21 protein-coding genes and 2 pseudogenes are annotated in these 24,107 nt (G+C 71.0%); 12 read left to right on the forward strand and 11 right to left on the reverse strand.

Annotation, left to right across the window (positions count from 1 at the left end):
- The first annotated feature begins 34 nt into the window (after window positions 1-34).
- Window positions 35-1,210 (forward strand): sialidase family protein, encoded by a 1,176-nt coding sequence (locus tag CTZ28_RS09485; protein ID WP_121888812.1) that lies wholly within the window; start codon window positions 35-37, stop codon window positions 1,208-1,210.
- An 87-nt stretch (window positions 1,211-1,297) separates the two neighbouring features.
- Here the strand turns inward: CTZ28_RS09485 and CTZ28_RS09490 are convergent, their stop codons facing one another.
- From CTZ28_RS09490 to CTZ28_RS09510, 5 genes are all read right to left on the reverse strand, one after another.
- Window positions 1,298-2,248, reverse strand: coding sequence for a dihydrodipicolinate synthase family protein (locus CTZ28_RS09490; protein WP_121888813.1), 951 nt, complete (start codon window positions 2,246-2,248; stop codon window positions 1,298-1,300).
- The gene (locus CTZ28_RS09495) at window positions 2,245-3,264 is read right to left on the reverse strand and encodes an oligopeptide/dipeptide ABC transporter ATP-binding protein (protein WP_121888814.1); all 1,020 of its coding nucleotides are present in this window, start codon (window positions 3,262-3,264) and stop codon (window positions 2,245-2,247) included. The genes CTZ28_RS09490 and CTZ28_RS09495 overlap by 4 nt, the downstream gene beginning before the upstream one ends.
- Window positions 3,265-3,415: 151 nt before the next feature.
- The gene (locus tag CTZ28_RS09500; RefSeq protein WP_121888815.1) at window positions 3,416-5,395 is read right to left on the reverse strand and encodes a dipeptide/oligopeptide/nickel ABC transporter permease/ATP-binding protein; all 1,980 of its coding nucleotides are present in this window, start codon (window positions 5,393-5,395) and stop codon (window positions 3,416-3,418) included.
- Window positions 5,395-6,354, reverse strand: a complete 960-nt coding sequence (locus tag CTZ28_RS09505; protein ID WP_121888816.1) for an ABC transporter permease — start codon at window positions 6,352-6,354, stop codon at window positions 5,395-5,397. The genes CTZ28_RS09500 and CTZ28_RS09505 overlap by 1 nt, the downstream gene beginning before the upstream one ends.
- 4 nt (window positions 6,355-6,358) lie before the next feature.
- Window positions 6,359-7,975 carry an ABC transporter substrate-binding protein gene (locus tag CTZ28_RS09510; protein WP_121888890.1) on the reverse strand — a complete coding sequence of 539 codons (1,617 nt, stop codon included), beginning with the start codon at window positions 7,973-7,975 and terminating at the stop codon, window positions 6,359-6,361.
- A gap of 250 nt (window positions 7,976-8,225) precedes the next feature.
- Here CTZ28_RS09510 and CTZ28_RS09515 point away from each other — a divergent pair, with 250 nt between their 5' ends.
- The 7 genes and pseudogenes from CTZ28_RS09515 to CTZ28_RS09540 all read left to right on the forward strand — a co-directional run bounded on the left by CTZ28_RS09515 (window position 8,226) and on the right by CTZ28_RS09540 (window position 14,830).
- The gene (locus tag CTZ28_RS09515; RefSeq protein ID WP_121888817.1) at window positions 8,226-8,912 is read left to right on the forward strand and encodes a FadR/GntR family transcriptional regulator; all 687 of its coding nucleotides are present in this window, start codon (window positions 8,226-8,228) and stop codon (window positions 8,910-8,912) included.
- 300 nt (window positions 8,913-9,212) lie between these two features.
- A pseudogene (locus CTZ28_RS49490) lies at window positions 9,213-9,368 on the forward strand (SH3 domain-containing protein); the annotation flags it as partial.
- Between the two features lie 939 nt (window positions 9,369-10,307).
- Window positions 10,308-10,535 (forward strand): hypothetical protein, encoded by a 228-nt coding sequence (locus CTZ28_RS48115; protein ID WP_259471527.1) that lies wholly within the window; start codon window positions 10,308-10,310, stop codon window positions 10,533-10,535.
- A 647-nt stretch (window positions 10,536-11,182) separates the two neighbouring features.
- Window positions 11,183-11,974, forward strand: coding sequence for an IPT/TIG domain-containing protein (locus CTZ28_RS09525; RefSeq protein ID WP_121888819.1), 792 nt, complete (start codon window positions 11,183-11,185; stop codon window positions 11,972-11,974).
- Between the two features lie 152 nt (window positions 11,975-12,126).
- Window positions 12,127-13,122 (forward strand): IPT/TIG domain-containing protein, encoded by a 996-nt coding sequence (locus CTZ28_RS09530; RefSeq protein ID WP_121888820.1) that lies wholly within the window; start codon window positions 12,127-12,129, stop codon window positions 13,120-13,122.
- 74 nt (window positions 13,123-13,196) lie between these two features.
- Window positions 13,197-13,946 carry a DNA repair protein RecO gene (gene recO / locus CTZ28_RS09535; protein ID WP_183154322.1) on the forward strand — a complete coding sequence of 250 codons (750 nt, stop codon included), beginning with the start codon at window positions 13,197-13,199 and terminating at the stop codon, window positions 13,944-13,946.
- A gap of 53 nt (window positions 13,947-13,999) precedes the next feature.
- Window positions 14,000-14,830 (forward strand): isoprenyl transferase, encoded by an 831-nt coding sequence (locus CTZ28_RS09540; RefSeq protein ID WP_121888822.1) that lies wholly within the window; start codon window positions 14,000-14,002, stop codon window positions 14,828-14,830.
- A 332-nt stretch (window positions 14,831-15,162) separates the two neighbouring features.
- On the opposite strand, the gene CTZ28_RS09545 is transcribed toward CTZ28_RS09540, so the two are convergent.
- From CTZ28_RS09545 to CTZ28_RS09560, 4 genes are all read right to left on the reverse strand, one after another.
- The gene (locus tag CTZ28_RS09545; RefSeq protein WP_121888823.1) at window positions 15,163-15,573 is read right to left on the reverse strand and encodes a Fur family transcriptional regulator; all 411 of its coding nucleotides are present in this window, start codon (window positions 15,571-15,573) and stop codon (window positions 15,163-15,165) included.
- A gap of 61 nt (window positions 15,574-15,634) precedes the next feature.
- A complete protein-coding gene (locus tag CTZ28_RS09550; RefSeq protein ID WP_121888824.1) occupies window positions 15,635-16,537 on the reverse strand; it encodes a metal ABC transporter permease in 903 nt (300 codons plus the stop codon).
- Window positions 16,537-17,358 (reverse strand): metal ABC transporter ATP-binding protein, encoded by an 822-nt coding sequence (locus CTZ28_RS09555; protein WP_121888825.1) that lies wholly within the window; start codon window positions 17,356-17,358, stop codon window positions 16,537-16,539. Before CTZ28_RS09555 ends, CTZ28_RS09550 begins: the two co-directional genes overlap by 1 nt.
- 26 nt (window positions 17,359-17,384) lie before the next feature.
- On the reverse strand, window positions 17,385-18,341 hold the full coding sequence (locus CTZ28_RS09560) for a metal ABC transporter substrate-binding protein (RefSeq protein ID WP_121888826.1): 957 nt from the start codon (window positions 18,339-18,341) through the stop codon (window positions 17,385-17,387).
- Window positions 18,342-18,501: 160 nt separating this feature from the next.
- Here CTZ28_RS09560 and CTZ28_RS09565 point away from each other — a divergent pair, with 160 nt between their 5' ends.
- Entirely contained in the window at window positions 18,502-19,884 is a 1,383-nt protein-coding gene (locus CTZ28_RS09565; RefSeq protein ID WP_121888827.1) for a glycine--tRNA ligase, read from the forward strand.
- A gap of 183 nt (window positions 19,885-20,067) precedes the next feature.
- Here the strand turns inward: CTZ28_RS09565 and CTZ28_RS09570 are convergent, their stop codons facing one another.
- The gene (locus CTZ28_RS09570) at window positions 20,068-21,129 is read right to left on the reverse strand and encodes a chitinase (protein WP_121888828.1); all 1,062 of its coding nucleotides are present in this window, start codon (window positions 21,127-21,129) and stop codon (window positions 20,068-20,070) included.
- Window positions 21,130-21,298: 169 nt separating this feature from the next.
- On the opposite strand from CTZ28_RS09570, the gene CTZ28_RS09575 reads away from it, so the two are divergent.
- Both CTZ28_RS09575 and CTZ28_RS09580 read left to right on the forward strand, forming a co-directional pair.
- Window positions 21,299-22,309, forward strand: coding sequence for an aldo/keto reductase (locus CTZ28_RS09575; RefSeq protein ID WP_121888829.1), 1,011 nt, complete (start codon window positions 21,299-21,301; stop codon window positions 22,307-22,309).
- A gap of 26 nt (window positions 22,310-22,335) precedes the next feature.
- Window positions 22,336-22,932 carry a TetR/AcrR family transcriptional regulator gene (locus CTZ28_RS09580; RefSeq protein ID WP_121888830.1) on the forward strand — a complete coding sequence of 199 codons (597 nt, stop codon included), beginning with the start codon at window positions 22,336-22,338 and terminating at the stop codon, window positions 22,930-22,932.
- Window positions 22,933-23,126: 194 nt separating this feature from the next.
- Here CTZ28_RS09580 and CTZ28_RS09585 read toward each other — a convergent pair whose 3' ends face one another.
- Window positions 23,127-23,345, reverse strand: coding sequence for a hypothetical protein (locus tag CTZ28_RS09585; protein ID WP_121888831.1), 219 nt, complete (start codon window positions 23,343-23,345; stop codon window positions 23,127-23,129).
- A 372-nt stretch (window positions 23,346-23,717) separates the two neighbouring features.
- Here CTZ28_RS09585 and CTZ28_RS48120 point away from each other — a divergent pair.
- A pseudogene (locus CTZ28_RS48120) lies at window positions 23,718-24,044 on the forward strand (hypothetical protein); the annotation flags it as partial.
- Window positions 24,045-24,107: the final 63 nt, after the last annotated feature.

Here is a 24,107-nt window from a genome sequence, read left to right on the forward strand (position 1 = left end):
CGGCATCCCGTCACGTCATCCCATAATGAGAGCGATGACTCTCCTGAGCCGCACCCTGCTGGCCGCCGCGGTGCTCGCCGCCGCGGCCGTCCCACCCGCCTTCGCCGGGCCGTCCGGCTGCGCCTCCTCCGTGCCCTATGTGTCGGGCCGGGCCGGCTACGACACCTACCGCATACCGGCCGTCGTGAGGACGCGCGCGGGCACCGTGCTCGCGTTCGCCGAGGGCAGGCACGACGGCGCGGGCGACAGCGGCGCCATAGACGTCGTGCTGCGCCGCTCCACCGACGGCGGCTGCACCTGGGGACCGCTCGCGGTGGTCGCCGCGGGGCGCGGCGACACCCGGGGCAACCCGGCCCCGGTGGTCGACCCGCGCACCGGCGCGATCGTGCTGGTCACCTCGTACAACAGCGGGGCCGCCACCGAGGCGGAGATCATACGTGGCGAGGTGACCCCGGAGCAGGGCCGCCGGGTGTTCGTGCAGCGCAGCCAGGACGACGGCCGGCACTTCACGCCGCCCCAGGAGATCACGGCCCAGGTGAAGCCGGCCGGCTGGCGCTGGTACGCCACCGGACCCGGCCACGCGGTGGCCCTGACGCGCGGTCCGCACACCGGCCGGCTGGTCGTCCCCGCCAACCACTCCGCGGCCCCGCCGGCCGGTTCCCCCGACACCGGCCAGGAGGCCAAGTACTACGGCGGCCACGCGTTCTACAGCGACGACGGCGGACGCACCTGGCGGCTCGGCTTCGTCGACGACTCCTACGACGGCCGAGTCAACGCCAACGAGTCGACGGCCGCGCAACTCCCCGACGGGCGCCTCTACTTCAACTCCCGGGACCAGAACGGCAGCAGCCCCGGCAACCGCGTCGACAGCTACTCAAGCGACGGTGGGCAGAGCCTCGACCGGCCCTACGCCGTCCAGCCCACCCTGAACGACGTCCCCGTCGTCGAGGGATCCGTCCTGCAAGTGCGGGGCCGGCATGCTCCGTTGCTGTTCTCGGCGCCGTCCGTACCTGGCGCTCGCGCGGCGTTGGCGGTGTGGCGCAGTGTGGATCGTGGGGTGACCTTCACCAAGGTGTGGACGTTGTCGCGGGACAAGGCCGGGTATTCCGATCTTGTTCAGCTTGACTTCGGTACGGTTGGTGTTTTTTACGAGACGGGTACGAAGGGGGCGTACGACACGATTTCGTTCCGTCGGTTGCGGGTGACCTAGGGGTCGGCCTGGGCGTGGGGTGTTTGTTCGTCTGCGGCTGGGTTGTGGTTGATCGCGCAGTTCCCCGCGCCCCCTATAGGGGCTTTTTTAAAGTAGGCCCGCTGTTGCCAGGTGTTTTTCTACCTTTTGGGTTTCTTCTGGGGACAGGGGGATCTGGGGGGTCGCGGTTGCCGGGCAGGTGATGATTCCGCGTAGGTGCAGCGCCGCCTTGAACGCGCCGATCGCCGACGAACTGCCGCCCATCCGGGCCGGATCACCGACGCCCACCATGCCGAACAGGGTGCACAGCCGCTCCTGTTCGGCCCGGGCGCCGGCCCAGTCGCCCGCACGGCACAGGCGGTACAGCCGGACGTAGCCGTGCGGGTCGACGTTGGCCAGGCCCGGCACCGCCCCGTCGGCACCCAGCGCGAGCGCCGCGTCCGTGACCACCTCGGAACCGGTGAGCACGGCGAAGCCCGCACGGCCGGGCATGCTCCGGGCGCCCATCACGACCTCGCGGAAGCCGTCCAGATCGCCGCTGGAGTCCTTCAGCCCGGCCAGCACCCCGTCCCGGGCCAGCTCCAGCACCAGAGCGGCCGGCAGCTTGGTGTGCACGGCGGCCGGGATGTCGTAGGCGATGACCGGAACCGTGCTGTGCCGCGCGACCAGCCGGAAGTGGCGGGCGATCTCCGCCGGGTGGGTGCGGGTGTAGAACGGCGCGGTGACGACGACCGCGTCGGCGCCCGCCGCCGTCACCGCCGCGACATGGTCGAGCACCCGGGGCGTCGTCATGTCGATCGCCCCGGCCAGCACCGGCAGCCGGCCCGCCACGTGCCCCGTGACCGCCTCCACCACCTGCCGCCGCTGCCGGTCGGTGAGATAGGCGGCCTCCGAGGTCGAGCCGAGCACGAACAGGCCGTGCACCCCGCCCTCCACCAGATGGTCGACGAGCCGGAGGAGCGAGGCCACGTCCACCTCGCCCTCCGGTGTCAGGGGCGTGCACACGGGCGGTACGACACCGGACACCCCGGACGGGTCGTTCGCGGCGGGGAAGGTCATGGCGGCTCCCTGGGAAGACTCTGGCGCACGAGGTCGCGGGTCGACTGCTCCTCCTCCACAGGATGATGACAACGGTAGCGATGTCCCGGGTGCGACGCGGCCGAAAAGTCCGGCATGACCGAGGCGCAGCGGTCGTCCGCCTTCCAGCAGCGGGTGCGGAACGGGCAGCCGCTCGGCGGCCGGGTCGCCGACGGCACCGGGCCGGCCAGCGGAATCGGGTCGATCGGGTCGAGCAGACCGGGCGTCGCGGAGAACAGGGCCCGCGTGTACGGGTGCCGGGCCCGGTCGGTGACCCGGTCCGCCGGGGTCTCCTCGACGATCCGGCCGAGGTACATGGTGATCACCCGGTCGCTCATCCGCCGCACCGTCTGGATGTCGTGCGAGACGAAGACCAGCGCAAGACCCAGCCGCTCCCGCAGGTCCAGCAGCAGATTGAGGATCTGCGCCCGCACGGACACGTCCAGCGCGCTCGTCGGCTCGTCGGCGATCACCAGATCCGGGTCGAGGGCCAGCGCGCGGGCGATGGCGACCCGCTGCCGCTGGCCGCCGGAGAGCTGGCCGGGCAGGGCGTCGCCGAGGGCCCGGGGGAGACCCACCAGGGCCATCAGCTCGCGCACCCGCTCCGCCCGGCCGGCCCTGGACCCCCGGTCGTGCACATCGAGCGGATCCCGCAGGATCTGCCGGACCGGCAGCCGCCGGTTCAGGGCGGTCGACGGGTCCTGGAACACCATCCCGGTGCTCGCGCCCACCGTGGCCCGGCGCTCGGCGGCCGGCAGGGACCACAGGTCGCGGCCCTTGAAGTACACCGTGCCCGATGTCGGCCGCACCACCCCCACCAGCACCTTCGCCAGCGTCGACTTGCCGCACCCGGACTCGCCGACCACCCCGACCGTCTCGCCGGGCGCGACCGCGAGATCGGCCCCGGTCAGCGCGTACACCCGGTCCCGGGTGAACACCCCGCCGCCGCGGGCCCGGTACACCACGTGGGCGTCGCTCAGCTCCACCAGCGCGTTCATGTGACGGCCTCGCTCTCCGTTGTCACCGGGTCGATCGCCCGCCGTGTGCGCGCGTGTGCTTGCGAGGTCCGGTGTGGTCGGTGGCGTCGACTTGCCGCGCCCGGCTCGCCGACCTGCACCACGTGGGCGTCGCTCAGCTCCATCAGCGTGTTCACGTGACCGCCTCGCTCTCCGTCGTCGCCAGGTCGATTGCCGGGTGGTGGCAGGCCGCCGTGTGTGCGGGTGTGCCCACCAGGTCCGGTGCGGTCGTCCGGCACACCTCGCTCGACAGGGGGCAGCGGTCCGCGAACCGGCAGCCCGCCGGGAAGTCGGCCGGCGCCGGGACGACCCCGCTGATCTGGGTCATCCGCTCGGCCGCCGACTCCAGCGACAGCACGCTGCCCAGCAGCCCGCGTGTGTAGTGGTGGGCCGGCGCCGCCACCAGGTCCGCGGTCACGCCGGTCTCCACGAGCTGCCCGCCGTACATCACGACCACCCGGTCGGTGACGTCCGCGACCAGCGCCAGGTCGTGCGAGACCAGGATCAGCGCGAAGCCCAGCTCCGCCCGCAGCCGCAGCAGCAGCTCCATGATCTGCGCCTGTACGGTCACGTCCAGGGCGGTCGTCGGCTCGTCGGCGACGATCAGCCTCGGTTCGCGGGAGAGCGCCATGGCGATCAGGACGCGCTGACGCTGGCCGCCGGAGAGCTCGTGCGGATAGCTGCGCAGGGTGCGCTCCGGGTCGAGGCCGACCAGGGTCAGCAGCTCGGCGGCGCCGCGCCGGCCACCGCGCCGCACCAGCTGCTTCAGCTGGGCGCGGACGGTCATCGCCGGGTTCAGCGCGGACAGCGCGTCCTGGTGGACCATCGCCATCTCGTGGCCGAGCAGCCTGCGCCGGACCCGCGGCGGCTCGGCGAGCAGGTCCCGCTGTGCGAAACGGATCTGGCCGGCGACCCGGGCGCCCCGCGGCAGCAGCCCCAGCACCGCGAGCGCGGTCAGCGACTTCCCGCAGCCCGACTCGCCGACCAGGCCCAGCACCTCGCCGGGCCGCACCTCGAAGCTGATCCCGTCGACCACGTCGACACCCCCGTGCCGGTCCGCGAACCCGATGGCGAGGTTCTCCACCGCGAGCACCGGCTGCCCGCCGGGGTCGGGCAGCGGACGGGCCCTGGCCCGCAACCGCCGGGCGGCATCGGCCAGCCCGGGCAGCGGCAGCACCGCGCCGCCGCCGGGCTCAGGCGCTGCCTGCCGGTCGTCCTGCTCCCGTACGTCCACCTCCCGGGCCGCCGGAGCCGCCCAGGCGTCCGAGACGCCCTCGGCGAGGACGTTCAGGGACAGCACGGTGACCAGCATCAGCAGCCCGGGGAAGACGGTCGCCCACCAGCCGCCGGTCAGCACCATGTTCTTGCCGTCAGCGATGACGCTGCCCCACGACGGGTCCGGCGGGCGCACGCCCGCGCCGATGAACGACAGCGACGCCTCGAAGACGATGGCCTCGGCGACCTGGACGGTGCAGAACACCAGCACGGGGGCGGCGCAGTTGACGGCGACGTGCCGCAGCACGATGTGCGGCGTGCGGGCACCGATGACCCGTTCCGCGGTCACATAGTCCTCGCCGTACTGGTCGAGCACGTTCGCCCGTACGACCCTGGCCACCGGCGGGGTGAACAGGAACGCGATCGCGCAGATCAGCACGGTGATGCCGCCGCCGAACACGGCGACGAGCACCGCGGCGAGCGCGATGCCGGGAAAGGCCATCACCACGTCGAGGCAGCGCATCAGCGTCTCGTCCACGGCCTTGCGGGAGGTGGCCGCGACCGCCCCGAGCAGCGCGCCCACGACGAGGGCGAGCGCGGTGGCGCCCAGACCGATGGCGAGGGACCAGCGCGCGCCGTACATCAGCCGGCTGAGGATGTCCCGGCCGAGGCTGTCCTGGCCCATCCAGTGCCCGGCGGAGGGCTGCCCGGTGCCGCCGGCCGGGTCCTGCTGGTCCAGCGGGTCGTCCGGGGCGAGGAGCGGTGCCAGCAGGGCCGCGAGGACCACGACGGCGAGGAAGCAGACGGCCGCCTTCGACAGCGGCGGGAGCCGGCGCCGGCCGCGCAGCCGGACGCCGGGCCGGGCGAGCCGCTCGGTGCGGCTCCTGCGCGTGAACATCAGGCCGCATCCCTCAGTCGTGGGTTGACGAGCAGATAGAGGACGTCGATGACCAGGTTGACCACGACGAACCCGGCGGCCGTCGTCAGTACGACGCCCTGGACCACCGCCGGGTCGCCGTTCTGCACCGCGTCGATCATCAGCTTGCCCATGCCGGGCAGCGCGAAGATCGTCTCGATGACCACCGCCCCGCCCAGCAGATAGCCGACCCGCAGCCCGAGGACGGTCAGCGGGTTGACCAGCGCGTTGCGCAGCACGTTCCGGCCGACCACCACCCGTGGCGGCAGCCCGCTGCCGATCGCCGTCCGCACGTAGTCCTTGTCCAGTTCCTCCACGACGGCCGTCCGCACGATCCGGGTGAGCTGCGCGGCCACCGGCAGCGACAGCGCGACCGCGGGCAGCGTCATCGTGCGCAGCCAGCCGGTGAGGGAGTCCGCCGGGTTGACATAGCCGCCGGTCGGGAACCAGCCCCGGTCCACCGCCAGGTACTGGATCAGCAGCAGCGCGAGCCAGAACGCGGGCGCCGCGACCCCGGTCAGCGAGACGACCCGGATGAGCTGGTCGGGCAGCCGGTCCCGGTGGATCGCCGCCGTGACCCCGCCGAGCAGCGCCAGCACCACCGCGATGCCGAGGCCCAGGAAGGTCAGCTGGAGGGTGAGCGGCAGCGCGGTGGCGACCTGGTCGACGACCGGCGCCCGGGTCAGCGCGCTGGTGCCCAGGTCGCCGTGGAGCAGGTCGCCGACGAAGTGGACGTAGCGGACCGGGAGCGGGTCCAGCAGCCCGTTGCGCTCCCGGAAGTCGTGCAGCTGCTCGGGCGTCGGGTTGGCTCCCTGGAAGAACGCGGACGCCGGGTCGACGTCGGAGAACCGCATCACCAGGAAGACGAAGAGCACGATGCCGAGCAGCAGCGGCACCAGCAGCGCGATCCGGCGCAGCAGGATCCGGACGACGGCTGTCATGCCGTCAGACCCACTTGGCCCGGAGGAGGTTGATGCCGGGATACGGCTGGGCCCTTATACCGGTGAGCTCCTTCGGGTCCCAGGCGGTCATCAGCTCGTTGTGCACGACCGGATAGAGCACTGCCTGCTCGGCGACGACGTCGATGTAGTCCTGGACCATCGCCTTCTTCCGGTCCGGGTCCGGCTCCCGGGTCGCCCGGTCCATGTCCTTGAAGAGCTGCCTGGCCACCGGGTCGTCGGCCCACCGGGTGTACTGCATCCACAGGTTGGCCGGCCCGTAGTTGTAATGCATGATCAGGTCGGCGTCGAGGCCGAACTGGTTCGGGTTCGAGGCGGCGGCGACGACCTGGTAGTCCTGCTTCTGGTCCATCTTGGTGAACACGGCCGTCGTCTCCTGCGGGGACAGCGTCGTCCGCACACCGATCGCGTCCCAGGACGCCTTGACGGTCGGCAGGCAGTCGACGATCCAGCTGACGTTCACCGCGAGGATGTCGATCCTCAGGTTCGCCACCCCGGCCGCCTTCAGCAGCGCCTTGGCCCTGGCCGGGTCGTAGTCGTACACCGTCGTCGCCCGCCGGTAGGAGGGATTGCCCTCGTTCAGGAAGGACGACGACGGCCTCCCGTGCCCCTTCAGCGCGACCTCGACCATCTTCCCGGTGTCGATGGCGTAGTGCAGCGCCTGCCGCACCCGTACGTCGTCGAACGGCTTGCGCGCGGTGTTGAACATCAGGAACAGGTTGTTCATCCCGGCCCCGCCCGCGACGCTCAGCCCGCCCTGCGTCAGCCGGGAGACGGTGGCGTACGGGATGTTGTCGGCGATCTGCGCCCCCGCGTCGGCTCCGGAGATCTTCGCCACGCGCGGGGCGGCGTCGACGATGGTCAGCCAGTTCATCTTCCTGAACGCGGGCCTGCGCAGGCCGTTGTAGCCGGCGAACGCCTCGAAGGTGGTGTTCGACTTCGGGTGGTGCGCGGTCTGCCGGTACGGCCCCGAGCCGACCGCCTTCCCCCTGATCGCGTCGTCCCACGCCCCGGGCCGCGAGAAGACGTGCTTCGGCATGATCTTGGCGAGCGTGAGCCGGGAGAGCCCGTCCGGGAAGGGGAACTTGAGGACCAGCTCGACGTTCTGCGTATCGACCTTGCGGACCTCCTGGAGCCAGCTCGCGAAGAACCCCTGGGCGAGGGTCCGCGTGCCCGGGTCCAGGATCCGGTCGTAGACGAAGACCACGTCGTCGGCCGTCACCGGCTTCCCGTCGTGGAACCGGGCGCCAGGCCGCAGCGTGAACCGCCATGTGGTGGCGTTCGGATCGGCCGGCACCCGGGTGGCCAGCGCCGGGTACGGGTCCCGGGAGATCGGGTCGGTGTCCAGCAGCCCTTCGTAGATGTGGTGGTTGGCGGCCATGCAGAACGCGGACGCCGTCTGCGTCGGGTCCCAGCTGCCGTCGTTGCCGTAGCCGATCACCGCGGTCAGGGTGCGGTCGCCGCCGCCCCCGCCGGTGTCGTTCGTCGACTCGGGCCCGGCCGAACAGGCCGTCAGCCACGGGGAGAGCGCGGCGGCCGCCCCCAGCGCGCCGCCGTACTTCAGGAACGACCGGCGGTGCGGTGCCGGCACGTCGTGGGTCATGTCGTCGCGCACGGTTCCTCCAGGGGTCCGGAACGGGGTTCGCAAAGCGGTGTGGAGGGATATGACTGAGGAGATACGACGTCCTACGTCCGGCCGATCAGCGTGACGATAGGAGCGCCCGTGGGACCGGTCAAGGGGTCGCACACGAATGGCGTAGCCGCCAGAGGTCGCACCAATGACACAGTGAAATGGCGGGAGTTGGCGCTGGTGGAGCCGGGAGATGGGACGTGGGACGTCCACTGCGCTTACGATGCGGCGCATGCCCGCCGGGGAGTCCAGGAACAGCCGGATGCAGCGCGCGGTCGTACAGCTGATCCTCGACCGCAGGCTCCGGCCCGGTGCGCCCCTGCCCACCGAGACGGAGCTGATGGCCGGCCTCGGCGTCAGCCGCAACTCCGTCCGCGAGGCCCTCAAGGCGCTCCAGGCCCTGGACATCGTGGAGATCCGGCACGGCTACGGCACCTACGTCGGCCGGGCCTCCCTCGCCCCGCTGGCCGACGGCCTCACCTTCCGCGCGCTGACCCGGCACGACGGCGACCCCGGCGCCCTGGCCGAGCTCCTCCAGGTCCGTGCGGTACTGGAGGAGGGGCTGATCCGCCGGGTGGTGGCGACGGTGACCGAGCCGGAGCTGGACCGGCTTGAGCCGGTGCTGACCCGGATGGCGGCGGCGGGCCGGGCCGGCCGTCCCTTCGCTGAACTGGACCGCCAGTTCCACGAGTTGCTCTACGTCCCGCTCGGCAACGCGCTCGTGCCGCAGCTCCTCGGTGCGTTCTGGACAGTGTTCCACCGGGTCGCCGGTGTCCGTGGCCGGCCTGACGACCCCGCGCCCGAGGTCACCGTCCGCCTGCACCGCGACATCGTCACCGCGCTGCGCGCCCGGGACGTCGCGGGCGCGCAGCAGGCGATGGCCGTCCACTTCCGCGGGGCGGATTGGTAAGTGCCTGCCAGCGGTTTTTCTTCCGGCTTCCCGAGCGATATATGTGCCCGTTTGAGTCATTATGGCCGTTTGTCTTATGTTCCTGACGGTATGTGCAGTTTGCTGGCCCCACCTCATCCCTCTCAGTCAGTCAGGAAAGGCACGGTGTTTTTTGTGCATGGGGCTGTCAAGGCCAGAGGCGTCTCGTCGCTGGCACTCGGGGCCGTGAGCCTCGGCCTTACCTGGGGCCTGTGCGGCCCTGTCGCCGCACAGGCACAGTCAGCCGAGGGCCGGGCGCATGCTCAGGCCGGCGCTTCGCCGATGCGGCTCGCTCGGGCCGCGGTCACGGGGACGGTGACCGCGAACACCGGCGTGAACATCCGTCAGCAACCCACGACCGACTCGGCGGTCCTGGGCTCGTTCCCGTCCGGGGCGAGCGTCAGCATCCGGTGCTGGGACACGGGCACCCCGGTGGACGGGAACACGGTCTGGTACCAGCTGGCGGACCGCCCCGGCTGGGTGACCGCACGCTGGGTCGCCGCGACCGGCGTGCCGTACTGCGGCTCGATCGCCGGCCCGACTGGTCCGACGGGCCCGACCGGTGCGAACGGTATCAACGGCGCGACTGGTGCGACGGGGCCGACCGGTGCGAACGGCGTGACCGGCGTGACCGGAGCGACCGGTCCGACTGGCGCGAACGGCGTGACTGGCGCGACCGGTCCGACTGGCGCGAACGGTTTGAACGGTGCTACGGGCGCGACCGGTGGGACGGGCCCGACGGGTGCGAACGGCGTGACCGGAGCGACCGGCCCGACTGGTGCGAACGGTTTGAATGGCGCTACGGGCGCGACCGGTGGGACGGGTCCGACGGGTGCGACCGGCGCGAACGGTCTGAATGGTGCCACGGGTCCGACCGGTCCGACTGGTGCGGACGGTCTGGACGGTGCCACGGGTGCGACCGGTCCCATCGGTCCGACCGGCGCGACCGGCGCGAACGGTGTCAACGGGACTGACGGGGCGACAGGTCCTACGGGTCCTTCCGGTGTTGACGGTGTCACCGGTCCGACGGGTCCGGCGGGTCTTGACGGTGTGACGGGTCCGACGGGTCCTGCGGGTGTCGACGGTGTGACGGGGCCGACCGGTGCGACCGGTGCGACCGGCGCGAACGGTGTCAACGGGACCGACGGGGCCACTGGTCCCACGGGTCCGACGGGTGCGGCCGGCCTTGACGGTGCTACCGGTCCGACGGGTGCGGCCGGTGTCGACGGTGTGACGGGACCCACCGGCCCGGCGGGTACCGACGGCGTGACCGGGCCCACCGGTCCCACGGGTCCGGACGGTGTTGACGGTCCGACCGGTCCGACGGGTCCCACGGGCCCCAGCGGCACCACACAGACCCAGGCACTGAACTCGCCGTTGAACCCCCAGACGATTCCCGCCGGCGGCACGATGACGCTCCAGGGAGGGGACTGCAGCACCCTCGGATCCTTCATCGCTGTCAGCGGCGGGGAGAGCCAGGTGTCGGGGTCCGGTGAGGTGCAGACGCTGACGAGCACTCCGGGCACCGCCTGGACCATCACCGTCCACAACCCCGGCGCCGACGCCGCGACGGTCAACGTCGTGTCGCTCTGCCAGCCGGTCTGATCCCGAGGACAGAGCACCGACCAGGGACCTGGTCACCAGCGAAGAGCGGTCCGTGCCGCCCCGCCGTTCCCGCGGGCGGCACGGACCGTTTTTTGCTGTGGTCGACTCAGTAATATTTTCAGACCAAATCGCGCCGGGCGCTGTTTTATTGGGTCGTTCACGCAGGTGGTACGTCCTGCGAGGGGCAGGCGGCCACGCGCTCCTCCGAATGAGCGAATCGATTGCCGCTCTCTTGCGGCGCGGGTCACTCGGATGGATTACTGGCTGTTGTCAGGTTGGCTGAGTCATCCGCCCCGGGACGAGGGATTGTCCCCCTGTCACATCCTCACCGTTGAACCGGCTTGGGGCGAGCCGCACTTCCGCTGAGGCTGTGGAAGCCAAGCATCGGGTCACCGTACCGGGCAGGCCCAGGACATCGCCCCGGTCCTGTGTGTCACGGGCTGCTGGATCCGTCAGGCCCCTCGCTGGGATTCCTCCCGTCCCCGCTGCGCACGCACGAACATGCGCCGACGCCGGACACCGCACCGTTCAACCGGCCACCGGGCGGGCGGCCACCGCGCCATGTCTTCCTGATCACCCACGGCCACACGGCCGTTCGGCCACCGCAACCACCGCCGATCACGCGGCCACCCGCGAAAGGAATCATCATGGCAACCATCACATCGATCAGCACGGGCAGCCCCGGTTCCGCCGGACAGACCCTGACGATCAACGGCACCAGCCTGTCGACCGCCACCAGGGTGAACTTCGGGAACAAGTCGGCCACCGCCACCGTCGTCACCAGCACGCAGATCACCTGCACCATCCCGTCGCTGTGCGCCGGGCAGTACAACATCAATGTGACCGCCGGAACGTCGACCACCAACTCCCTGCCGTTCTTCTACGCCGCCACTCCGGCCGTCGCGGCCGTGACACCCGGCACGGGCACGGCCAGCCCCGGCACCCTCGCCCTCAGCGGCAGCGGCTTCCTCAACGCCTCGGCGGTGACCTTCGGCGCCATCGGCGCGGGCACCGCGGTGACCGTCGTCAACGACAGCCAGCTCACCGTCACCGCGCCCGCGCACGGGGCCTTCACCGGCTGCCAGGACACCGTCGACATCACCGTCACAGGACCGGGCGGAACCAGCACCACGAGCGTCGCCGACCAGTTCGTCTACTACAACGCTCCCGCCGTGACCGGCCTCAGCCCGGACACCGGGCCGGCCGGGACGAGCGTCACGGTCACGGGCACCTGCTTCGACACCGTCATCGACGCGACCTTCACACCGACCGCCGGAGGCGCCTCGATCTCGGCGACCAGCTTCACCTCCGCCTCCGAGACCCAGCTGATCGTCGTCGTCCCGGCCGGTCTCGCCGTGGGCACGACCTACGACCTCCAGGTCATCACTCCCGGCGGCACCAGCGCGGTCGTCGCCGCCGACGTGTTCACCGGCGCCTGACCTGCCCCGGCCCAGGGCCGCCGATCGCACCTTCCCGCCGACGACGGCCGCCCCCGGGCATGCACTCGGGAGCGCACTGGACCGCCGTGCCCCGACCCAGCTCCTGGCCGGGGCACGGCGGCCTCGCTCCGTCACGTGGAAAGGAGCACGGCATGGCGCCGATCGTCAACAGCCTCAGCCCCACCCAGGGACCGGCCGCAGGTGGTACGTCCGTCACGCTCACCGGGAGCGGCTTCACCGGCGCGTCGTCGGTGCGGTTCGGAACGAACCCGGCACAGTTCACCACGCTCAGCGACACCACCATCTCCTGCACGGCCCCTGCCGGTTCGGGCTCGTCCGGCGTCACCGTCACCGCCCCCAGCGGCACCAGCAACAGTGTGACCTTCACGTACCTCCCCGCGCCCGTCATCAGCTCGGTCACCCCGACCCAGGGCCCCACCGCCGGCGGAAACAGCGTCGCCCTCACGGGCACCGCCCTCTCCGGCGCCACCGCGGTCATGTTCGGCGGCCACAGCGCCACCATCACCGGCAACACCGGCACCCAGATCACCGCACAGGCCCCCGCCGGAGCGGCGGGGCCCGTCAACCTCACGGTCACCACGGGCGGCGGCACCAGCACCCCGGTGTCCTACTTCTACGTCCCGCTGCCGACCGTGGAGAGCGTCTCTCCCACGCTCGGGCCGACCCTGGGCGGCAACACCGTGACGGTCACGGGCAGCAATCTGACCCTCACCAGCGCCGTACGCTTCGGCTCCCGCGCGGCCACCGGCGTCAGCGTCAGCTCGGACGGCCAGCTCACCGCCCTCGCCCCGTTCGGCTCCGGGACCGTCACCGTCACCGTCACCACGCCGGGCGGCACGAGCCTCACCGGGATCGGCACGCCCTACTACACCTATGTCGCCCAGCCGATCGTCACCGGTCTCAGCCCCAACCAGGGGCCGGCCGCCGGCGGGAACAGCATCACCATCACCGGCAGCAACCTGACGTACACCGACAGCGTCATGGTCGGCGGCACTCCCGCCTCGTTCGTCACCGTCTCCGACACCAATGTGGTGGCCGTCGCACCAGGAGGCACCCCCGGCAATGTCACCGTCCTCGTCCACAGCCCGGGCGGCTCCAGCAGCGCCGGCTACCAGTACACGCCGTGACGCACCATGCCGGGACGGTACCCAGGTCCTGCTTTCGGCCGTCCGCGCCGACTCCGTGCGTGAGAATGGGGGGCATGACTCTGTTCCGCGACGACGGCATCGTGCTGCGCACCCAGAAGCTGGGCGAGGCGGACCGGATCATCACGCTGCTCACCCGCGGCCACGGGCGGGTGCGGGCCGTGGCCCGAGGCGTACGGCGGACGAAATCCAAGTTCGGGGCGAGGCTGGAGCCGTTCTCCCATGTCGACGTGCAGTTCTTCGCGCGCGGCAGCGAACTTGTCGGCCGCGGGCTGCCGCTGTGCACACAGAGCGAGACCATCGCTCCCTACGGTGGCGGGATCGTCACCGACTACGCCCGCTACACCGCCGGAACGGCCATGCTGGAGACCGCCGAGCGCTTCACCGACCACGAGGGCGAGCCCGCCGTGCAGCAGTATCTGCTGCTCGTCGGCGCGCTGCGGACGCTCGCCCGGGGTGAGCACGCGTCCCACCTCGTCCTCGACGCCTTCCTGCTGCGCTCCCTCGCCGTCAACGGCTACGCTCCCAGCTTCGGCGACTGTGCGAAGTGCGGTATGCCCGGACCGAACCGCTTCTTCTCGGTCGCGTCCGGCGGTTCCCTGTGCGTGGACTGCCGGGTGCCCGGCAGCGTCGTACCCTCACCGCAGGCCCTCGTTCTCCTCGGCGCGCTGCTTACGGGAGACTGGGAGACCGCGGATGTGTGCGAGCCGCGGTACGTCCGGGAGGGGAACGGACTGGTGTCGGCCTACCTGCACTGGCACCTGGAGCGCGGGCTGCGCTCACTGCGGTACGTGGAAAAGTCATAGACACGGCGTCGGCGCGAACGGCGCGGAGGCCCTAGTAGGGAGACGAGAAGCAGATGGTCGTACGCGGGATCCTGGGACGCCGGCGGCGCGAGTACAAGGCGCCCGAGCCGCACCCGTCCGGTGCCCGCGCGCCGAAGCTCCCCGGCGAACTGGTCCCCGAGCATGTGGCCATCGTCATGGACGGCAACGGGCGCTGGGCCAAGGAGCGCGGGCTGCCGCGGACCGAGGGACACAAGGTCGGCGCGGAGCGGGTGCTGGACGTGCTCCAGGGCGCCGTCGAGATCGGCGTCCGCAACATCTCCCTGTACGCCTTCTCGACCGAGAACTGGAAGCGTTCGCCGGACGAGGTCCGCTTCCTGATGAACTTCAACCGCGACTTCATCCGCAAGACCCGGGACCAGCTCGACGAACTCGGCATCCGGGTGCGCTGGGTGGGCCGTATGCCCCGGCTGTGGAAGTCGGTCGCCAAGGAGTTGCAGGTCGCCCAGGAGCAGACCAAGGACAATGACCTGCTCACCCTGTACTTCTGCATGAACTACGGCGGCCGGGCCGAACTGGCGGACGCGGCGCGGGCGCTCGCCGAGGACGTGCGGGCCGGCCGGCTCGACCCCGGCAAGGTCACCGAGAAGACCATCCAGAAGTACCTCTACTACCCGGACATGCCGGACGTCGACCTGTTCCTGCGCCCGAGCGGCGAGCAGCGCACCTCCAACTACCTGATCTGGCAGAGCGCCTACGCCGAGATGGTCTTCCAGGACGTCCTGTGGCCCGACTTCGACCGCCGCGATCTGTGGCGTGCGTGCGTCGAATTCGCGTCCCGCGACCGCCGCTTCGGCGGAGCGATCCCCAACGACCAACAACTGCCCACAGAGCCCACCCCCTGACCCCTCCTCGGCCGAGCACCATCGGGCTCGCGGCTTGCGGCTTGGGGCCGGGGTCGGGTGCGGGTACGTCGTGGCCGATCGCGCAGTTCCCCGCGCCCCTGGGGGGTGCGGTTACCCGAGCCCGCAGAGTCGGCCCTGATCCGCCGCGGGTGAGCGCCGTTGGGCTCGCGGTCCGGGACCGGGTGCGGGTGCGTCGTGGCCGATCGCGCAGTTCCCCGCGCCCCTGGGTTGGCTGCCGGCAGCCTGACCTGCAAGCGCGGGTAGGCACAACCCCCTAGGGGCGCGGGGAACTGCGCGAACAGCCCCCACCGACCCGCAACTGAAAAGACCGGTCAACCTGCGGCGCACTCCGCACAGGTGCCAAAGACCTCCACCGTATGCGCCACGTTCACAAAGCCATGCTCCGCCGCGATCGCCTCCGCCCACTTCTCCACCGCGGGCCCCTCCACCTCGACCGCCTTGCCGCAGGCGCGGCAGACGAGGTGGTGGTGATGCTCGCCGCTGGAGCAGCGGCGGTAGACCGACTCGCCGTCGGAGGTACGCAGCACGTCGACCTCACCGGCGTCGGCAAGGGACTGCAGGGTGCGGTAGACCGTGGTCAGGCCGACCGAGTCGCCCTTGTGCTTCAGCATGTCGTGGAGTTCCTGCGCGCTGCGGAACTCGTCGACCTCGTTCAGGGCCGCCGCCACGGCGGCCCGCTGACGGGTCGCGCGGCCCTTCACGGGCGGTCCAGCGGTCGTCACCGGTTGCCTCCTCACGGTTCTGCGTCTGCCGGGCCATTGTGCCAGCCCGGCCCGTGCGCAGTCAGACGCCGACCTCGTCGGCGGCCCCCCGAGTGACCGGAATCGAGCACTCCGCGGGGTCGCCGGGCGGCTGCGCGGCGGCGAGCGCCCGGGCGCGGCGCCGCGCCAGCGGCGTGGCCAGCGCCGTCAGCAGCACGAACGCGGCGATGGTCAGCAGCACGATGGTCGCACCGGGCGGCACGTCCTGGTAGTACGACGTGATCGTGCCGCTGATCGTCACGGTGACGCCGAGGGCGACGGCGATCGCGAAGGTCGCCGCGAAACTCCGGGTGAGCTGCTGGGCGGCGGCCACCGGGACCACCATCAGCGCGCTCACCAGCAGCAGGCCGACCACGCGCATGGCGACGGTCACGGTCACCGCCGCGGTGACCGCCGTCAGCAGGTTCAGCGCCCGCACCGGCAGCCCGGTGACCCGGGCGAACTCCTCGTCCTGGCTGACCGCGAACAGCTGGCGGCGCAGCCCCAGGGTGACCAGGACCACGAACGCGGCCAGCAGGCAGATCGCCGTCACATCGGACTGCGACACGGTCGACAGCGAGCCGAACAGGTACGACGTCAGATTCGCCGTGGAGCCGGTCGGCGCGAGGTTGATGAACATGACACCGCCGGCCATGCCGCCGTAGAAGAGCATCGCGAGGGCGATGTCGCCGCGTGTGCGGCCGTACCAGCGGATCAGCTCCATGAGGATCGCGCCGAGCACGGAGACGCCGGTGGCCATCCACACCGGCGAGGTGGACAGCAGGAAGCCGAGGCCGACGCCCGTCATCGCGACATGGCCGATGCCGTCGCCCATCAGGGCCTGACGGCGCTGGACGAGGTAGATGCCGATGGCGGGGGCGGTGACGCCGACCAGGACGGCGGCGAGCAGGGCCCGCTGCATGAAGGCGTAGTCGAGGAATTCCATCAGCTCAGCAGCCCCGTGCGGATCGGATCGGCGCCCGCGGGTCCGTGCGGGTGCACATGGTCATGGCCCGGCTGGGGGTACCCCCTGCTCGAACGAAGTTGAGAGCTTGGGGGAATGCTGGCCGGCGCGTGCGGGGGTGGGCCGTCGTGCAGCACACAGCCGTCGCGCAGCACGACCGCCCGGTCGATCAGCGGCTCCAGCGGGCCGAGTTCATGGAGCACCAGCAGGACCGTGGTGCCCTGCGCGACCTGCTCCCGGAGCGTCCGGGCGAGCACCTCCTGGCTCGCCAGGTCGACGCCCGCCATCGGCTCGTCCATGATCAGCAGCTCGGGCTCGGCGACCAGGGCGCGGGCGATCAGGACGCGCTGGTGCTGGCCGCCGGAGAGGGCGTTGACGGAGTCCTTCGCCCGGTCGGCCATGCCGACGAGCTCCAGGGCGCGGTGCACGGCCGCGCGGTCGGCCCGGCCGAACAGACCGAACCGGGTGCGGGAGAGCCGGCCGGAGGCGACGATCTCGGTGACCGTCGCGGGCACCCCGCCCGCCGCGGTGGTCCGCTGCGGTACGTAGCCCACGCGCCGCCAGTCCCGAAACCGCCCCCGGTCCGTGCCGAACAGCTCGATCGCTCCGGTACTGAGGGGTACCTGGCCGATGACGCTGCGGATCGCGGTCGACTTGCCGGACCCGTTCGCGCCGAGCAGGGCGGCGACCTCACCGCGGTGCACGGTGAGGTCGATGCCGCGCAGGACGGGTCGCGAGCCCAGCTCGGCGCGTACGCCGCGCATCGATATGACGGGCTCGCCCGTGACGTCGGTGACGCCCATGCCGTCCTCCGTAACGATCGGAACGATCACTTACTGCCCAAGGCGGTCTGCAGCGCCTTGAGGTTCGCCTCCTGGACCGAGAAGTAGTCCTTGCCCCGGGACTTGTCCGTGATGCCCTCGATCGGGTCGAGGACGTCGGTCTTCAGGCCGGAGTCCCGGGCGACTGTCTTCGCGGTCTTGTCGCTGACGAGCGTCTCGTAGAACACGGTGGTGACGCCGTCGGCCTTGGCCATCTTCTCAAGGTCCTTCACCCGGGCCGCGCTGGGCTCCGACTCGGGGTCGAGTCCGTTGATGGCCTCCTCGGTGAGGCCGTAGCGCTCGGCGAGGTAGCCGAAGGCGGCGTGCGTGGTGATGAACACCTTGCCCTGGGTGTTCGCCAGTCCGTCCTTGAACTGCTGGTCGAGGTCGTCGAGCTTCTTGACCAGCGCCGCGGTGTTCTTCTTGTAGTCGGCCGCGTGGTCGGGATCGGCCTTCTCGAAGGCCGTGCCGACGCCCTGGGCCACCTCGGCGTAGCGCACCGGGTCGAGCCAGACGTGCGGGTCCTTGCCGCCGGTCTCCTCGCCCTTGTGGCTGTCGTGCTCGGCCGCGTGCCCGCCGACCTCGTTGCCGTGCTCCTCCAGGGTGGTCAGGGAGGCGGCGTCGATCTTCGTCTTGATCTCGGACTGGGCGACGGCCTCGTCGACGGAGGGCTGGAGGCTCTTGAGGTAGAGCACCGCGTCGGACTCCTGGAGCTGCGCGGTCTGCTTGGCGCTGATCTCCAGGTCGTGCGGTTCCTGGCCGGGCTGGGTGAGACTGGTGACATGGACGTGGTCGCCGCCGATCTGCTCGGCGAGGAAGGCCATGGGGTAGAACGACGCGACGACGTCGAACTTGCCGGTGTCACCCGCTGCCGCGCTGTTGCTGGAGCAGGCGGAGAGGGTCGCAATGCCGAGGGCGGTGGCCACGGTCGCCGCGGCGGTGGGTATGAGTCGTCGTGCGTTCATGAGAGTCATTTTCAACTAATATGGAAACGGTTGTCAACAAGCTCCCTGAGGGCCGTGCGACGCCCACCGATTTGGCCGAGGGGGAGCCTGCGCCGGTAACCTGAGGCATTCGCTGGAAGCATCTCGCTTCGTCGCCCGTCGTCGTAATGAAGAGAGCACCGTGGCCGCCGACAAGATCGACACCATCGTCAGCCTGAGCAAGCGCCGTGGCTTCGTATTCCCCTGCAGTGAGATCTACGGCGGCCAGCGTGCCGCCTGGGACTACGGGCCCCTGGGTGTCGAGCTCAAGGAGAACATCAAGCGCCAGTGGTGGCGCTACATGGTGACGTCGCGCGAGGACGTGGTCGGTCTCGACTCGTCCGTCATCCTGGCCCCCGAGGTCTGGGTGGCCTCCGGCCACGTCGCCACCTTCACGGACCCGCTCACCGAGTGCACCGCCTGTCACAAGCGGTTCCGCGCGGACCACCTGGAGGAGGCGTACGAGGCCAAGCACGGCCGCATGCCGGAGAACGGCCTTGCGGACGTCAACTGCCCCAACTGCGGCAACAAGGGCCAGTTCACCGAGCCCAAGCAGTTCTCGGGCCTGCTGTCCACCCACCTCGGCCCGACACAGGACTCCGGCTCGGTCGCCTACCTGCGCCCGGAGACCGCCCAGGGCATCTTCACCAACTTCGCCCAGGTGCAGACCGCTTCGCGCCGCAAGCCGCCGTTCGGCATCGCGCAGATGGGCAAGTCGTTCCGCAACGAGATCACGCCGGGCAACTTCATCTTCCGTACCCGCGAGTTCGAGCAGATGGAGATGGAGTTCTTCGTCAAGCCGGGCGAGGACGAGAAGTGGCAGGAGTACTGGATGGAGCAGCGCTGGAGCTGGTACACGGGCCTCGGCCTGCGTACGGAGAACATGCGCTGGTACGAGCACCCGAAGGAGAAGCTCTCCCACTACTCCAAGCGCACGGCCGACATCGAGTACCGCTTCAACTTCGGCGGCAACGAGTGGGGCGAGCTGGAGGGTGTCGCCAACCGCACCGACTACGACCTGGGCGCCCACTCCAAGGCCTCCGGCCAGGACCTCTCCTACTTCGACCAGGAGGCCGGCGAGCGCTGGACGCCGTTCGTCATCGAGCCGGCGGCCGGTGTCGGCCGCGCGATGCTCGCGTTCCTGCTCGACGCGTACATCGAGGACGAGGCGCCCAACGCCAAGGGCAAGATGGAGAAGCGTACGGTGCTGCGGCTGGACCACCGGCTGGCCCCGGTGAAGGTCGCCGTGCTCCCGCTGTCCCGCAACCCTGAGCTGTCCCCGAAGGCCAAGGGGCTCGCCCAGGCCCTCCGCCAGCACTGGAACATCGAGTTCGACGACGCCGGCGCCATCGGCCGCCGCTACCGCCGCCAGGACGAGATCGGCACCCCGTACTGCGTGACGGTCGACTTCGACACGCTGGAGGACAACGCGGTCACGGTCCGCGAGCGCGACTCGATGAAGCAGGAGCGGGTGTCGCTGGACCAGATCGAGGGGTACCTGGCCGGACGCCTGCTGGGCTGCTGAGCGCTCCGCTGGAAATGCCGCGATGTGCCGTCGGTCGTCTGCGGCACCATCGTGGCTGGTCGCGCAGTTCCCCGCGCCCCTTCAGGGCGCTGCCGCATCGGCCTGAACGGCCTCGTCCTCAAACGCCGGACGGGCTGACCTACGTCAGCCCGCCCGGCGTTCGTTTTGCGGTCCGCCGCGGGCTCAACGGCCCTGCAAGGACTTCGTGTTGTCGCCGAAGGTCCAGTTCTTTGCGCCGTCCCAGTTGATCGACCAGGTCATCAGGCCCTTGAGCGAGGAGCCGTAGTGCTGCCAGGCCTGGGAGACCAGCGACGGTGACATGTAGCCGCCGCCCGCCCCGGACTGCGCGGGCAGGCCCGGCACCTGCTTGTCGTAGGGCACCTTGATGGTCGTGCCCTGCACCACCAGGCCCTGGTCGAGGCAGTCGGTCTGCGCGGTGAAGCCCGCGACCGTGCCCGCCGCGTACGAGTCTCCGGAGCAGCCGTACATGCTGCCGTTGTAGTACTGCATGTTGAGCCACCACAGGCGCCCGTTGTCCGCGTACTTCTTGATGATGGGCAGGTAGGCGCCCCAGATCGAGCCGTAGGTGACGCTGCCGCCGGTGACGTAGGCCGTCTCCGGGGCCATGGTCAGGCCGAAGTTCGCGGGCATCTGGGCCAGGATCCCGTCGATGATGCGGATCAGGTTGGCCTGGGACGGCGAGAGCTGGCTGATGCTGCCGCTGCCGACCAGACCGGTCTCGATGTCGATGTCGATGCCGTCGAAGTTGTATGCCTTCAGGATCGGGACGATCGTCGCGACGAACCGGTCGGCCACCGTGGTCGAGCTGAGGTCGATGCCCGCCGTGGCGCCGCCGATGGAGAGCAGGATCGTCTGCCCGGCCGCCTTGGCCGCGCACATCTCCGCCGGCGTGGCCACCTTCACCCCGGCGTCCATGCCGTCCTCCCACAGCGCGGTGCCGTCGGAGCGGATGACCGGGAAGGCCGCGTTGATCACGTTGTAGCCGTGGGCCGGGATGCGGGAGTCGGTGATGGGGGTCCAGCCGAAGGGCGGGTGCACGCCGTTGGCGGAGCCGTCCCAGTTCTCCCAGTAGCCCTGGAGGACCTTGCCGGCCGGGCGGGACTTGACGGCGCAGGTGTCGGCCGCGGCCGCGGTGGGGGCGGCGGCGACCGCGAGCGGGACGAGGACGGCCGCGGTCAGCGCGGCGGCGAGCAGCCGGAGTCGGCGGCGGACACGGCGGGTCATGCGAGGCCTCCCGGTGGGGGGTGCGGTGAGGTGTCGTAGGCATGACAGTGCTCGTGGTCCAGACCTTTCGTCAAGAGGTCTGGACCAAAATGACCCTGACAAGTGACAGCTAACAGATGACAGATGACAGATATTGAAATCTGTCATCTGTCATGTCAGGGTGGGGCGCATGACGACACACATCCGCACCCTCGGAAACACCGGCCCCCAGACCTCGGCCCTCGGCCTCGGCTGCATGGGCATGTCCGCGATGTACGGCGAGGCGGACCGGGCCGAATCGATCGCCACCGTCCACGCCGCCCTGGAGGCGGGCGTGACCCTGCTGGACACCGGCGACTTCTACGCCATGGGCCACAACGAGATGCTGGTCGGTGAGGCGCTGCGCACCGCGCCCGCGGCCCGCCGCGAACAGGCGCTGATCAGCGTGAAGTTCGGCGCGCTGCGCGACCCGGACGGCAACTGGAGCGGACACGACGGCCGGCCGGCCGCCGTGAAGAACTTCGCCGCCCACTCGCTCCAGCGCCTCGGCGTCGACCACATCGACATCTACCGCATCGCGCGCCTCGACCCGGACGTACCGATCGAGGAGACCGTCGGCGCCATCGCCGAACTGATCGAGAAGGGATACGTCCGGCACGTCGGCCTGAGCGAGGTCGGCCCCGAGACCATCCGCCGGGCCGCGGCCACCGCCCCGATCTCGGACCTCCAGATCGAGTACGCGATCATCACCCGCGACATCGAGCGGGAGATCCTGCCGACCACCCGCGAACTGGGCATCGGCATCACCGCGTACGGCGTGCTCTCCCGGGGCCTGCTCTCCGGCCACTTCACCCACGACCGGCAGCTCGCCGCCAATGACTTCCGTGCCTTCGCGCCCCGCTTCCAGGGCGAGAACCTCCGGCACAACCTCGACCTCGTCGAGGCGCTTCGGGAGATCGCCGAGCACAAGGGCGTGAGCGTCGCGCAGATCGCCATCGCCTGGGTGCTCTCGCGCGGCGAGGACATCGTGCCGCTGGTCGGCGCCCGCACCCGGGAGCGGCTGGCCGAGTCGCTGGGCGCCCTCGATGTGACGCTGGACGCGGCCGACCTGGCGGCGATCGAGAAGGCCGTACCGGCGGACGCGGCGGCGGGCGCCCGCTACCCGGCCGCGCAGCTGGCACACCTCGGCACCGAGCAGTGACCCCCGGGCCGGGTACGGTCTAGGCCATGGCAGCGACCGGCGAGACCCTGACCAGCGAGCGCATCCTCGAGGCGACCGAGGAGGTGTTGCGCCGCCACGGCCCGGCGAAGGCCACCGTCGTGGACGTGGCGCGCGCCCTCGGCGTCAGCCATGGCACCGTCTACCGGCACTTCCGTACCAAGGCCGCGCTGCGGGAGGCGGTCACCAAGCGCTGGCTCGACCGCACCTCGGAGCTGCTGGCCGGCATCGTCGCCGAGGACGGCGACCCGGAGGTCCGGCTGCGGGACTGGCTCGCCGCGCTGTTCGCCGCCAAGCGCCGCAAGGCGGGCCTTGACCCCGAGCTGTTCGCCACCTACACCGTGCTGACCGACGAGAACGGCGAGGCGGTCGCCGACCACGTCACCGATCTGATCGCCCAGCTGACCCGGATAGTCCGGGACGGGACCGAGTCAGGCGGCTTCACCGTGTCCGACCCCGCCACCGCCGCCCGCGCCGTCTTCCACGCCACCGGCCGCTTTCACGACCCCGCCTATGCGCGGGAGTGGCAACGCCCGGGCATCGAGGACGAGTTCACCGCGCTCGTCGATCTGCTGGTACGCGGTCTCAGGTCACCTTCACCGTGACGGTCGGCGAGCGGACCTTGCCGGATGCCGCCCGCAGGTGTTCGGCGCGCTTGGTGTGCCCGGTGAAGGTCGCTGTGTGTTGCCGGCCTCGGCGATGACCGAGGGCCGCATGGGCCGCGGGCGACGGGCGACGGGCCGCCTGCGGCGAAGGCCCCCGAGGTGACGGTCGGCGCCGGTTCCGGCGGGCCGCAGCGTCAGCGCGGCGGCGGGGAGTCCGCGGGATCCACCGTTGCCTGGTGGGCCTCGGCCAGATGCTCGGCCGCCTTCAGCCAGGGCAGGAACTGCGCCCCTTGCCGCCAGCCGCAGGTGTCACACCTGATCGTGCGCTGCACTCCCGTGCGCTCCACCCTGACCACGTGTTCCCGGCCGTGCCGGTCCCGGCGGCTCACCTTGCTCGTGTTGATCTGCGGCATGACGTCTCCAGCGTCCGTTCACGGCGAGTGCTGTCCGGATCGTGCAGCAAGGAGTGTGCAGGAAGACCAACATCAACAGGGAGCACTTCACACCGAGTTGGCCAAGCCGTGTCCTGCGGGAGCGTCCCGCTGCTACGGCCAGGCGTTCGGCGACGGCGGAGCCGGAACCGGTGCCGCTTCATGGGCCTGGGCCGGTTCGCTATCTGGTGCGCGTTGCGGCCCCGCTCGGCCCGCACCCGCTCGCCCGGCCGGTGCGCTCGGACGACCGAGGCCACGCGCCGCGACAGCGGGGTCGTGCTCGCCGCCGCCGGTTCCCGGGAACCGGCGGCGGCGGTCGACACCCGTCGCACGGCCCGCCGGCCGGCCGACCGCCTGGACGTGCCGGTCGTCCCCGCCGACCGCACCCGCGGCCGGCACCGGATCGCGGTGGCTTCCTGTTTCACGGCCCAGGACCGGTTCGCCGCCGAGGGGGCGTGCCCCCTGGGGGCAGGGCTGCAGAGGTCGTCCGACGGTGCCCGCGAATCCCGGACACACCGTGCCCGGGCAGACGCGCGGGCGCCCGGCCGCTTCAATGGCCCCGGTCCGGTCCGCCACCTAGTGCGCTGCGCTGATGGCCCCCGGATCGCCTCTGCCCCCCTGGGCGCCCACCCCGCGATGGCTCGCCTGGTTCTGCATCGCTACGACCGGATGCTGGCGGCGGCGAAATCGTCCGACGGTGCTCGCGAACCCCGGACACACCGTGGCCCCGGCAGACGCGTGGGC

Source organism: Streptomyces shenzhenensis (genome assembly GCF_003688995.1).
GTDB classification, from domain to species: Bacteria; Actinomycetota; Actinomycetes; order Streptomycetales; family Streptomycetaceae; genus Streptomyces; species Streptomyces shenzhenensis_A.